This window comes from Duganella sp. HH101 (assembly GCF_001758795.1).
Lineage (GTDB): Bacteria > Pseudomonadota > Gammaproteobacteria > Burkholderiales > Burkholderiaceae_D > Rugamonas > Rugamonas rivuli.
In genome coordinates this window covers 166,714-178,299 of sequence record NZ_LRON01000015.1, presented here as the reverse complement: position 1 = coordinate 178,299, position 11,586 = coordinate 166,714, and the positions used below count along the sequence as shown (strand labels likewise).

At 65.4% G+C, this 11,586-nt stretch carries 14 protein-coding genes and 1 pseudogene; 5 read left to right on the top strand and 10 right to left on the bottom strand.

The window, feature by feature from the left end; translation table 11 throughout:
* Positions 1–350 (bottom strand): annotated as a pseudogene (locus tag DUGA2_RS34565) (flagellar hook-length control protein FliK); the annotation flags it as partial.
* A 176-nt stretch (positions 351–526) separates the two neighbouring features.
* On the opposite strand from DUGA2_RS34565, the gene DUGA2_RS34560 reads away from it, so the two are divergent.
* The gene (locus tag DUGA2_RS34560; protein WP_070271687.1) at positions 527–730 is read left to right on the top strand and encodes a hypothetical protein; all 204 of its coding nucleotides are present in this window, start codon (positions 527–529) and stop codon (positions 728–730) included.
* A 73-nt stretch (positions 731–803) separates the two neighbouring features.
* Here the strand turns inward: DUGA2_RS34560 and DUGA2_RS22550 are convergent, their stop codons facing one another.
* The 9 genes from DUGA2_RS22550 to DUGA2_RS22510 form a co-directional block, all read right to left on the bottom strand.
* Positions 804–1,082 (bottom strand): hypothetical protein, encoded by a 279-nt coding sequence (locus tag DUGA2_RS22550; RefSeq protein WP_229214750.1) that lies wholly within the window; start codon positions 1,080–1,082, stop codon positions 804–806.
* 31 nt (positions 1,083–1,113) lie between these two features.
* A complete protein-coding gene (gene fliS / locus DUGA2_RS22545; RefSeq protein ID WP_008449474.1) occupies positions 1,114–1,503 on the bottom strand; it encodes a flagellar export chaperone FliS in 390 nt (129 codons plus the stop codon).
* A gap of 39 nt (positions 1,504–1,542) precedes the next feature.
* The gene (fliD, locus tag DUGA2_RS22540; RefSeq protein ID WP_070271685.1) at positions 1,543–2,964 is read right to left on the bottom strand and encodes a flagellar filament capping protein FliD; all 1,422 of its coding nucleotides are present in this window, start codon (positions 2,962–2,964) and stop codon (positions 1,543–1,545) included.
* A 101-nt stretch (positions 2,965–3,065) separates the two neighbouring features.
* Positions 3,066–3,497 (bottom strand): flagellar export protein FliJ, encoded by a 432-nt coding sequence (gene fliJ, locus DUGA2_RS22535; RefSeq protein ID WP_008449472.1) that lies wholly within the window; start codon positions 3,495–3,497, stop codon positions 3,066–3,068.
* Positions 3,494–4,804, bottom strand: coding sequence for a flagellar protein export ATPase FliI (fliI, locus tag DUGA2_RS22530; RefSeq protein ID WP_070271684.1), 1,311 nt, complete (start codon positions 4,802–4,804; stop codon positions 3,494–3,496). Before fliI ends, fliJ begins: the two co-directional genes overlap by 4 nt.
* The gene (gene fliH / locus DUGA2_RS22525) at positions 4,801–5,511 is read right to left on the bottom strand and encodes a flagellar assembly protein FliH (RefSeq protein ID WP_070271683.1); all 711 of its coding nucleotides are present in this window, start codon (positions 5,509–5,511) and stop codon (positions 4,801–4,803) included. Before fliH ends, fliI begins: the two co-directional genes overlap by 4 nt.
* Positions 5,508–6,551 carry a flagellar motor switch protein FliG gene (locus DUGA2_RS22520; RefSeq protein WP_008449467.1) on the bottom strand — a complete coding sequence of 348 codons (1,044 nt, stop codon included), beginning with the start codon at positions 6,549–6,551 and terminating at the stop codon, positions 5,508–5,510. The genes fliH and DUGA2_RS22520 overlap by 4 nt, the downstream gene beginning before the upstream one ends.
* The gene (gene fliF, locus DUGA2_RS22515; RefSeq protein WP_070271682.1) at positions 6,535–8,304 is read right to left on the bottom strand and encodes a flagellar basal-body MS-ring/collar protein FliF; all 1,770 of its coding nucleotides are present in this window, start codon (positions 8,302–8,304) and stop codon (positions 6,535–6,537) included. The genes DUGA2_RS22520 and fliF overlap by 17 nt, the downstream gene beginning before the upstream one ends.
* A gap of 33 nt (positions 8,305–8,337) precedes the next feature.
* Positions 8,338–8,682: a flagellar hook-basal body complex protein FliE gene (locus tag DUGA2_RS22510; RefSeq protein ID WP_070271681.1), complete on the bottom strand. Its 345-nt coding sequence runs from the start codon at positions 8,680–8,682 to the stop codon at positions 8,338–8,340.
* Between the two features lie 593 nt (positions 8,683–9,275).
* Between DUGA2_RS22510 and DUGA2_RS22505 the strand changes: the two genes are divergently transcribed.
* The 4 genes from DUGA2_RS22505 to fliQ are packed head-to-tail and all read left to right on the top strand — an operon-like array spanning position 9,276 to position 11,583.
* On the top strand, positions 9,276–10,157 hold the full coding sequence (locus DUGA2_RS22505) for a FliM/FliN family flagellar motor switch protein (protein WP_070271680.1): 882 nt from the start codon (positions 9,276–9,278) through the stop codon (positions 10,155–10,157).
* Between the two features lie 4 nt (positions 10,158–10,161).
* Positions 10,162–10,533, top strand: coding sequence for a FliM/FliN family flagellar motor switch protein (locus DUGA2_RS22500; protein ID WP_210402591.1), 372 nt, complete (start codon positions 10,162–10,164; stop codon positions 10,531–10,533).
* Entirely contained in the window at positions 10,530–11,294 is a 765-nt protein-coding gene (fliP, locus tag DUGA2_RS22495; protein ID WP_070271678.1) for a flagellar type III secretion system pore protein FliP, read from the top strand. Before DUGA2_RS22500 ends, fliP begins: the two co-directional genes overlap by 4 nt.
* 16 nt (positions 11,295–11,310) lie before the next feature.
* Positions 11,311–11,583: a flagellar biosynthesis protein FliQ gene (gene fliQ / locus DUGA2_RS22490; protein ID WP_008449457.1), complete on the top strand. Its 273-nt coding sequence runs from the start codon at positions 11,311–11,313 to the stop codon at positions 11,581–11,583.
* Positions 11,584–11,586 lie beyond the last annotated feature (3 nt).

The window sequence follows — 11,586 nt, the reverse complement described above, 5'->3', positions numbered from 1 at the left end:
GCGGCGGCCGGGGTGGCGGCCGGCGCAGCCTGGTTGAAGCCGACGTTGCCGGCGACCGGCGCCGGCGTTGGCGCGCTGCTGCGGGTGATGCTGTCGTCCTTGACGGCGCCGCTGGCGGCTGCGGCCGAGGCGCTGTAGTCGGCGGCCGGCGCGCTGGCCAGGTCGGCGCCGCGCGGCAGGGCGCGCGGCAAGGCCGGCGTGAACGCGGCGCTGTCGGCGGCGAGCACCGGCGCGGCGCTTGGGGCCGGGGCAGGGCTGGCCACCGGTGCGGCCGACGATGCCGGCGCAGGGGCTGGCGCATCGGACTGGCTTTGCTGGACCTGCGCGCCGAGCGCGGCGCTGTTGGCCATGGCGTAAATGTTTTGCGGCGTACCGGCCGCTGCGGGGTTGACCGGCGCCGGCGGCGACCTGGTCGGCCAAGTTCAGCAGCTGGGCAAACAGCGGCGCGACGCTGGCCGCTTCCTCGGCGGCGGGCTCGCCCTGCTCGCGGCCCGGATAGCTGACCGGATCGTTCTGGCTGGACGGCGTGGCGCTGCGCGGCGCCGGCCTGGCCTGGTTACCCGCCGGCGGCGTGCGGCTGTTGCCGTTCGGCTGGGGCTTGCCGTTGGCGGTGATCGGATTCTTGTTGTTGCCGGTCAGCGGAGCCGACTTCGGCGGCACCCGGCTGCCGGTGTTGCCGTCGGCATTGCGATTGGGCGCGGACGTCGGCATACCATCGAGGCCGCCGTGATTGGAGGCCACCGGAGCGGTCAGTTCGGCTTTCGCGGCTTTTGCCGCGGCCGTGGCGCTGGAGAGTGTCATGGTCATGCTTGGATTCCGGTCTCTAACTGTTCGCTGTCCAGCGCATATGCCAGCCAGCCTTCTTTGTTGGTCTGCATTTCCTGCAGCCGCCGGTCCAGATCCCCGGTGGCGGCGTTGCAGGCTGCCACTGCTTGCTCATGTATCTGGCGCAAGGCCGCCAGCGCCGCCCACTCGGCGCTGCTCCACGGACCCTGGGCCGCCATCTGCGGCAGCGTCGTCGCCATTAACGTGTTAATCGCCGCCAGCATCTTCCAGTCCTGCGAAGCGATGGCGGCGCTCATTTTCTGCGCCATTTGCAGCAAGGTGCGTTGCCTATCCATTTTTGGCCTGTACACCCAGCCAGCCCTTTTTGATGGTGGTCAACAACGTCGTGACTTCATCGACGATGGTCGGGTCCAGGCTGACACCGGCCGTGTACAGGCGGCCGGCGCAGTAGTCGTACAGGCGACCCAGGTTTTCCACCACTTCACCGCCATTGTCGAAGTCCAGCGAACTGGCCAGGCCGTTGATGATGTCGGTGCATTTGTTCAGGCTGTTGGCCTTGAGCTCGTAGCGCTTGCCGACGATGTGGCCGCGCGCGCGGGCCAGCTCCTCGAGCAGGCCGTCGGTCAGCACCAGCACCAGTTCGATCGGCGACGCCCGTGCCACCTGGGCGTCCAGATTGGTGGAGTGGTAACTGCTGTAGGCTTCCTGGTTCAACATGGTGTTCACCGTAATGGTCGTGAGTGCTGGGGTTGAGGCTTAGTTGTCGCTGTTCGACGAGAACATCGCCGAGAACATATTCGAGGTGCTGGTCATCGAGTCCTGCAGCTGCTTGAGCGCGGTGAACTGCGCCAGGTAGCGTTTGTAGGAATTGTCGAACTGGGTTTGCAGCGTGACCTGGCGCTTGGCCACGTCGTCCACCACCTTGGTGGCGGCGGTCTTGCGGCCGCCGATCAGGCCGGTCGCGGAATTGGTCCAGGTGTTGACCAGCTTGTTCATCGAACCGAGCACGCCGCTGTCGACGCCGATGCCGGCGCGGCCGAACAGCTGGTCCATCTTGCCCGGGTCGGCGGCGATGGTCTTCTGCAGGCGGGCGCTGTCGAGCGACAGCGTGCCGTCGCGCGCGGCGGTGATGCCAAAGCTGATCAGCGACTTGCCGCCGGTGGCGTTGCGCAGCATCGCGCCCAGGTTGGCGCGCAGCGCCGACACGCCCGAATCGTTGTACAGCGCGGCGTCGCGCGACTTCGGCGTGCTGTCGGTGGACGAGGTCGGGCTGTGGTCGCCCGGCGCGGCGACGGTGTTGAACACCGCCAGCAGCTTGTTGTAGGCGTCGACAAAGCTCTGCACGTTGGCGGCGGTGGTGCTGTTGTCCGGGCCGATGGTCAGCTGCACCGGGGTGGCGCCGGCCAGCTGCGCCTGCTTGACGGTGAACTTGACGTTGTCGATGGTGGTGAAGGTGTTCGAGGCCTGCGTCACCTTGGTGCCGGTGTTCTGGTCGCCCATCCAGACGATGGCGTCCTTGGCGGTGGCTTCGACTTTTTGCGTCGACAGGTCGGATTGCAGCGCGGGGTCGCCCAGCGCCGAGACGTCGAGCGAGGCGACGGCGTTGCTGGCGCCGGTCTGGGTGGCGGTCAGCACCAGCTTGGGCTGGCCGTTGACCGTCAGCGTCGAGGCGGTGACGCGCGAGTTGTTGCTGGCCGCGACATTGATGGCGGCGGCGATTTCCTTGGCCGACAGCTTGCCGTCCATATTGTTGTCGGCGGTGGCCAGGTCGATCTGGAAGTTGGAGCCGTCGGCCAGCATCACCTTCATCGAGCCGGCGCCGGCGCCGGTGACGGCGCTGTCGTTGACGTTGTAGGACACCTGGCCGGCGGTGGCCAGCTGCTCGACGTAGAACGAATACGTGCCGGCCACGGCGGTGGAGCTGGCGGTGCCGGTGGCGATCGCGGTATTGCTGCTGGTGGCGGAGGCGGCGCTGACGGTGGACGTGCCCGTGACCAGCGCCTGCAGCGTCGACTGGAAGGCGCTCAGCGCCGAGCCCAGCGTGGCGAGGGCGCTGACGGTGGCGGTGGCCTTGGTGTTGCGGCTGTCCAGTATGGCCTTGGTCGGCGCGACGTAGGCGTTCGCCAGTTTCTCGGCCGTGGTCTGCGGATCGTAGTTAGGACTGCTGATGACGGACATGATCGTGCTCCCGGTAAGGATGATTGAAGTGTACCCTGATATAAGGCGACCTTAATCGTTTCCCTATGAAAATATTTCTAACTATTTTTTGGCGGCGCCGTTTATTTCTGGCCGCGTATCCATAGTTGCGTTGCTAATTCATCATGTTGCTTGCGCTCCTGAACATTTTGCTGTTGCAGGACCACTTTTTGCTGCTTGCTCAGCACCTTGCCCAGCACTTCGCGCTTGGCCCAGGCCGCGTTGAGCGCCTTTTGCGACACCGCCATGTCGGCCTCGTGCATGTGCAGGTCGAGCCGGTGGCTGTCGGCCATCTGCATCACGGCCTGCTTGTAGTCGCCGCAGTTGCCGGCCAGCGCGGGATGCAGCTTGCCGCTGGCGCCGCTGTTCGTGTAGAGCCCGGTCAGGCGCTCCAGGTTTTTCTGATAACGCTCGCGCAAGCTTTCCTTTTCCGCCAGCTCGGTCTGCAGGCGCTCCACCTCGGTGTTGCGCAGCGCCACCAGCGTGGTCAGGTTGCGGATGTTGTGTTGGCTCATGTCATCAGCTTTTCAAGTTGTTGGACGCACGGTGCGAAGGGCGCTTCTTCCTTGGTGCCCTGGCACAGGAAATCTTCGACCCGGGGATGCAGCTGCACCGCCTTGTCGGTGATCGGATCGGCGCCCGGCACATAGGCGCCCAGCGGGATCAGGTCGCGCACGCGGTCGTGGCGCGCCATGCTGGCCTTGAGCGCGCGCGCCGCCAGCATGTGTTCGTGGGTGATGACCTGGGTCATGCAGCGGCTGATCGAGGCGGCGATGTCGATCGCCGGGTAGTGGCCCCGTTCGGCCAGCTCGCGGGTCATGACGATGTGGCCGTCGAGCACGGCGCGGGCGGTGTCGACCACCGGATCCTGCTGGTCGTCGCCCTCGGCCAGCACGGTGTAGATCGCGCTCATGCTGCCGGTCTGGTTTTCGCCGTTGCCGGCCGATTCGATCAGCTGCGGCAGCGCCGAGAACACCGACGGCGGATAGCCCTTGGTGGCCGGCGGCTCGCCCAGCGCCAGCGCCACTTCGCGCAGCGCCATGGCGTAGCGGGTCAGCGAATCGACCAGCAGCAGCACATTCTTGCCCTGGTCGCGGTAGTGGGCCGCGATCGAGTGGCACAGTTCGGTCGCCATGATGCGCATCAGCGGGCTCTCGTCGGCCGGCGCGATCACCAGCACGGCCTTGGACAAGCCTTCCTTGCCGAGCGACATTTCGACGAATTCGCGCACCTCGCGCGAGCGCTCGCCGATCAGGCCGACCACCACCACGTCGGCCACGGTCTGCCGGGTCATCAGGCCCAGCAGCACGGACTTGCCGACGCCGGAGCCGGCCATCAGGCCGACGCGCTGGCCCTTGCCCAAGGTGAGCATGGCGTTGATGGCGCGCACGCCCACGTCCAGCGCCTCGGTCACGGGTTTCTTTTTCAATGGATGGATGCGCGGCGGCTGCGCTTCGAGCGGGAAATCGCCGCCCAGCTTGCCCAGGCCGTCGATCGGTTCGCCCAGGCCGTTGACCATGCGGCCCAGCCAGCCGGAGCCGATCTGCAGGCTGACTTTTTCCGGCAGCGGCAGCACGCGCGCGCCGGTGGTCAGGCCGATGGCTTTCTTGAACGGCATCAGGAAGGACAGCTTGTCGCGGAAACCGACCACTTGCGCGTCCAGCCATTCGCCGCCGACTGTCTCAATCTGGCAACGCTGGCCGGTGTGCAGGGGGCAACCAACGGCCTCGAGCAACAAACCGGACGCCCCCACCAGGCGACCGGTCGGGGTCGCCATGGGCACGGAACCCAGTTCGAGATTGCGTAAGGCGTCAGCGATCACTCTTCGCTCTCCGGTTCGTCGCCGCCGTCGGCAGCTTGAAGTTGATTATCGACCTGTTCCATGACAGCCGCAAGACGTTGATGGCATCCGGCGTCGACTTCGTTGTCGCCGGCCTTGATGCGGCACTCGCCCACTTCCAGGCGGGCGTCCGGGATCAGGTTCCAGCGCTTGGAACGTTTCGGGTCCAGCTCGGCGATGCGCTTCAATTCCTCCGGGTTCAGGAAGACATCGATTTCCTCGCGGGTCGGTGGCATCGACGCCAGGGTTTCCTCGACCAGGGCCATCAGCTGCACCGGTTGCAGCGCCAGTTCGGCGCGGATCACCTGGCGCGCCACCTTGGCCACCAGGTCGACCACTTCCTTGCGCTGGGCGGCGCGGTAGTCGGAACGCAGTTTTTTCAGGCTTTTCAGCATGGCGTCGACCGGGCGCGCCATCTGGTCGTAGGCCACCAGGGTTTCGTGGCGGCCTTCTTCGCGGCCCTGTTCCTGGCCGGAGGCGCGGCCCGCTTCGAAGCCGTCCTCCTGGCCGCGCGCCAGGCCGATTTCGTAACCGTCGCGCTGGCCTTGTTCGAAGCCCTCGCTGACCGAGGCGGCCCACTGGGCGCCGCCGTCGCCGCCCTGGCTGTGGCTCTGCGCCACGGCGCGCTGGTGCGCCAGGTTGGTGAACTGGGCCAGCGGCGGGAAGCGGTAGGCGCGGAAGGCCTTCATTCGACCACCTGTTCGGCGAACAGCTGGATCTCGACTTCGCCGGCGTCGGCCAGGGCCTTGACGGTGGCCATGATTTCCTGGCGGGTTTGCTCGATGCGCGACAGCGGCATCGGGCCGGCGCGGCGCATCATGTCCTCGAAGGCCTGGGCCTGGCGTTTCGGCATGGTCTTGAGGATGGCGTCGCGGATCGACACTTCGGCGCCCTTGAGCGCGATCGCCCATTGCTCCAGCGGCACTTCCTCGATGATGCGGGTGATCGCCACCTCGGACTGGTTGCCGAGGATGAAGAAGTCGTACATCGACAGCTCGATCTTGGACACCACCTCCGGGTCGTGGGCGCGCAGCAGCTCGACCATCTGCGCGCGGTTGCTCGGCAGGCGGTTGAGGATTTCGGCGGCCTGGCGTATGCCTTCCACGCTGGTGCTTTGCGAATCGAAGGAGGACAGGCAGCGCACCACCAGCTCGTCGAGTTCGATCAGCAGGTCGCGGTCGACTTCCTCCATGCGGGCCAGGTTCAGCAGCACCAGGTCGCGGCCGTCGGCCGGCAGGGCGTCGATGATCTGGCCGGCCAGCGCGGCCGGCAGGAAGGCCAGGAACACCGCCTGCATCTGCACGTGTTCGTTGGAAATGTATTCGGCCAGCCACTTCGGCGAGGCCCATTGCAGCCGCGCCATCTTCGGCCGCAGTTCGTCGCCGTAGATGTTGTTCAGTACGGTGTTCGCGAGATCGCCGCCCAGCGCCAGGTCCAGCGAGCGCTTCAGGTAGCTGCGCGAGGCGCCGTGCACGCCGGACTGCTGGCGGTAGTCGTCGAAGAAGGTTTGCATCGCGGTCTTGACGGACTCGACCTTGATGCCGCTCATGCGCGACATCACCTGCGTCACCTCCAGCAATTCCTCGCGGCTCAGGCAGCGCAGCACGGCGGCGGCCGGCTCCTCGCCTATGCTCAGCAGCACAATGGCGGCTTGCTCCACCGGCGACAGCTGGGCGTTGCGGACGGCGTCGCCGTAGTCTTCGTCCTGCGCGTTATTGAGTTCGGCCATTTTTCTGCATCCATTGTTTGACGACTTCGGCGACACGTTCCGGTTCTTTGGCGGCCAGGACTTTCAGGTGGTCGACCATGACGTCGACGGCCGAGCCTGGCGGCGGCAGATCGTAGTTTTCCAGCAGCGGCACCACCGGCATGCCCGGCGTGGCGGCGGCGCCCGGCAGGGCGGGGGCCGCGCCCGGCGTGCCCGGGGCATGGGCGCCGGCGATGGCCGGCGTGCCGGCGGCGGCCGCCTCCTTGGCTTCCTTGGCGGCCACCACGGCGGCCTGTTCGGCGGCGCGGCGTTCGGCGGCGATGCGGGCCAGTTCCTGCGGCGCCGGCGTGAAGCGCACGGTGGCCAGGCGCATCAGCGGACGCAGCAGCAGGAAGTAGCCGAGGATGATGCCGACGCCGTACATCACGTAGGAACTGATGTCGACCACGTTGTCGCGTTCCTGCCACCATGGGGTCACGGCCGCTTTCGGCGGGAAGTTCATGGCCGACACCACCAGCTGGTCGCCGCGCTCGGTGTTGATGCCCAGGCCGTTGCGCAGGATCTTGTCGATGTTGGCGATTTCGTTGGCGCTCCAGCCGGTCTTGGGCGTCGGCGAGGCGGCCTGCGCCAGCACCACGGCGACGCTGAGTTTTTCCAGGCGGCCACGGCTGCGCTTGGTCTGGGTGATGCTGCGGTCGTAGGCGTACTGGCGGGTGGTGGCGTTCTTGCGCGCCGTGCCTTCGCCCGGGTTGCTCGGATCGTTGGCGGCGGCCGGCTTGTTGGCGTCGGCCGGGTTGGCGTTGGCCGGCGGCGGGCGGTTCGACAGCGTGCCCGGCACGCCCATGGCCACGCGGTTGCGGTCCTGTTCCTCGCGCATCGCTTCGCTGGTCACTTTCGGATCGGCGCCGTATTTCTCGACCGTTTCCTCGACCTTGTCGTTGTCGACGCTGGCCATCACGCTCATGCGGAAGTTGTCGTCGCCGATGACCGGGCCCAGCAGGTTGCGGACGTTGGCCTTGACCTCGTCCTGGATGCGCTTGCCGTTTTCATTGCTGGAGGCGCCGGCGTCGAAGCCGTCGGCCAGGTCGATGTGGGAAGACAGCAGGTTGCCGGTCTGGTCGACCAGGCTGACGCGCTGCGGGCTCAGGCTGGCGACGCTGCCGGCCACCATGTTGACGACGGCGGCGATGGCCTCGGGCGACATGCTGTGGCCGGGCTTGAGCGCCACCACCACCGAGGCCGACGATTTCTCGCCGTCCGAGGAAACGAAGGAGGTCGACTTGGCGATCGACAGGTGCACGCGCGCGTGGGCGATCGCGTCGAGCGTCATGATCGATTGCGCCAGCTCGCCTTCCAGGCCGCGGCGGAAGCGCACGTCCTGCACGAATTGCGACACGCCCAGCGGGTCGTTCTTGTCCATCAGCTCCAGGCCGGCCGGCAGCTGGGCGGTCACGCCCTTGGCGGCCAGCAGCATGCGCACCTTGCCCAGCATGGAGTTGGGCACCAGCACCTGGCCGCTTTCCGGATGCAGGCGGTAGGGGATGTGGTCGGCGTCGAGCACCGTCATCATGTCGGCCGCGGCGACTTTCTCGCGCGCGCCGAACACCGGCTTGTAGCCGGACTGGTCGCTCCACAGGTACATCAGCACCATGGCCGTCACGCCGATCGCCAGCAGCAGCAGCGGATACAGGTTTTTCAGCAGGTTGGGAGGCAGCGACAGCGCGACGGGGCTCGCGCGCCAGCGCTCGAAGGCGGACTTGAGGGGATTGATCACGTTGTTTGCTTTCGCGTTGAACCGGAAGGGCCGTTACAGCGGTAATTTGATGAGTTCGTCCACGGCGCCCATCACTTTGTTGCGCACTTGCATCAGCATCGAGAAGGACAGGCTGGCTTCCTGGCTGGAGAGCATGGCGCCGACCAGGTCGTCGCTCTTGCCGGAATCGACGTCGGACATCTGCTGGGCGGCGTTGGCGTCGGCGTCGTTGACCTTGTGCACCGCGTCCTTCATCGTCTGCGCGAAGGAGAAGGCGGGCTGGGCGTCGCCGCTGGCGAATTGCGCCGCCGGGGCGACGCTCTGGCTGGCCAGGTTTTGCGCTGCGTTGGTGAGCGACGCGAGGTCGGCTTGTATCAGGTTAGAGATTCCGTTACTCATCTTGCTATCTCCCGTTCATGCAACGTTAGTCCCATATGTCTACCATATCCAGATTGCCAGAAAGCAGCAAGCCCTGCGTTGTTTATCTGTTGGCTGCTGTTCTCAATCAAGCGACACCACGCTGTCGATGTCACAGTCTTGTAAGAATGACAGCGTATGCAGGGCGATCACACGCCAACTGGTATGTATCCCAGCGGGGCGGTCCTCATGCTTGATTGTTTCCTGGAGTGAAGTAGGGCGCCTGGCAGCGGCTGCGCCGCCGAAACAGTTTTCTTGCGGCAAATATCGTTATAAATCATTCACTAAGCGCCATTTATTCATGTGTGTTGCGGGGCAGCGTCAGACTGCTGGAGCTGGGATAAGCTTACCGGCTAGCAATATTCTTGTAAAGACTTATTTGCCCGGTGGAATTGTTCAGTTAAATATTGTTGTTTGGCAATAATGTGAATTTTGATGTATGCTGCGCTATCGATATCGCCTGACTTTAAGTTACGATAGGTAATATTCCCCAAATAGTGCGTTCGAAGTAACCAGTTTTTGGCTGGATAGTGCGATGATGGTGGAGTAGCGAAGAATTCCGACATGGCGAAAACATGACAACGACAAAACAGACAGCGCCACCTCAAGTCCTGGACCCATGCCTGCTGGGGCGGCCGGTGCACCTGCTGCACATCTTTGCCGCCCAGTTGCGCGACGACCTGTCGCAGTCGATGCGGCTGAACATGAACCGCCGCTACTGGGGCGGTTTCCAGGTCGAGGATGTCGCGTTCAGCCGGCTCGAAGGCCACGAAAGCCGCAGCCGCTGGCTCAGCTTTGCGGCGCCGGCCGGGCAGATCGCCTTTTCGCTGGAGCGCAAGGTGCTGCTCAGCGTGCTCAACTACCGCTACGGCAGCGGCAAGGCCGACGCCGCCGCGCTCGACGAGAGCGCGGTGCGGGTCACGGCCACCGAGGAGCGGCTGGCTGTTGTACTCGGGCAACAGTTGGCCGGCACGCTGGCCGGCCGCATCGAATTGAACCTCCCTGTGCTCGACAAGCCGGCCCCGGCCGAAGGCGAGGCCGAGGTCGACAGCGAATTCAAGCCGGCCCCCGGTTCCCATCCGCCCAAGGGCAGCTGGATCATCACCGTCACGCTGGCCGACATCGCCAGCGGCGCCACCGGCCAGTACTGGTTCGCGCTGGACAAGGTGCTGATGGCCAGCGTGCTGCGCGGCCTGCTGCGCGACCGCGACAGCGGCGGCGGCAAGAAGGCCAAGGCCGCCGCGCCGCTGGCCCAGCGCCTGCAGGTGGGCCTGGTCGGCCGCCTGGCCAGCAAGGAAATCGCGCTGGGCAGCTTGTACGATCTGCAGGTCGGCGATGTGATTCCGATCAGCCTGAACAGAGCAGACGTGCTGCTCGAAGATTCCCGCCTCTTCACGGCCGCCGTCACCGAGCACAAAGGCAAACTCTGTTTAACCTCTTTTGAAGACGCCGAATAACATGATGAACATGAACGTAGCCAACCCTAGCGACGCCCTGCTGGAAGACCTGTCCGAAGAGATGATCATCGACCAGGTCGGCACCGAGCTGACCGATGTGCCGGCCACGCCGTCGCGGCGCGACCTGCCGGCCATGATGCGCAAGATCCCCGTGACGCTGACGCTGGAGGTGGGCTCGGCCCGGATCTCGCTGCAGGACCTGATGGCGATCGGCCCCGACAGCGTGGTCGAGCTCGACGTGCTGGCCGGCGAACCGCTGGTGATCAAGGTCAACGGCACCGCCATCGGCCGCGCCGAAGTGGTGGTGGCGGGCGAAAACTACGGCCTCAAAGTGATCGACCTGGACGGCCTCAATCTCGACATGATGACTCCATGACCTGGAGCATGACTGCGCGCCGGCGCCTGTTGCTGGCTGCGTCCGCGGCGGCCGTGGCCGCGCTGGCGCTGTGCCAGCCGGCCCACGCGGTCGACCTGCTGGCCAACGTGGTGCCCGGCGCGAAAACCGAGCTGACGGTCAAGACCCAGATCCTGATCATCATGACCTTGCTGGGCTTGCTCCCGGTGATGGTCATGATGATGACCAGCTTCACCCGCTTCGTCATCGTGCTGTCGCTGCTGCGCCAGGCCCTGGGCCTGCAGCAGGGCCTGCCCAACCGCATCATCACCGGCGTGGCGCTGATCCTGACGCTGCTGGTGATGCGCCCGATCGGCGACCAGATCTGGACCGAAGCCTTCGTGCCCTACGACCAGGACAAGATCGGCCTGGAGACCGCGCTGCAGATCGCCGAGAAGCCGGTGTCGCGCTTCATGCTGGCGCAGACCAGCAAGGCGGCGCTGCAGCAGATCGCCCACCTGGCCGGCGAGGACAAGATCACCGTGCCTTCGCAGCACGCCTTCACCGTCAAGCTGGCGGCGTTCGTGCTGTCGGAGCTGAAGACCGCTTTCCAGATCGGCTGCATGCTGTTCATCCCCTTCCTGGTGATCGACCTGGTGGTGTCGTCGGTGCTGATGGCGATGGGCATGATGATGCTGTCGCCGCTGGTGATTTCATTGCCGTTCAAGCTGCTGCTGTTTGTGCTGGTGGATGGCTGGACCTTGACCGTCAACACGCTCGTCACGAGCGTGCAGGCGTACTGACACTGAGGCGATCCTGATGCTGACTCCCGAAGTTGCCGTCGACCTGGTGGTCGAATCGCTGCACATCGTCATGCTGCTGGTGGTGATCCTGGTCGTGCCCGGCCTGATCACCGGCCTCGTGGTGGCGCTGGTGCAGGCCGCCACGCAGATCAACGAACAGACGCTGAGCTTCCTGCCCAGGCTGCTGGTGACGCTGCTGGCGATCATCCTGATGGGACGCTGGATGGCCGGCTACCTGATGGATTTCTGCGTCTCCATCTTCACCCGCGCGGCCACGCTGGTCGGCTAGCTT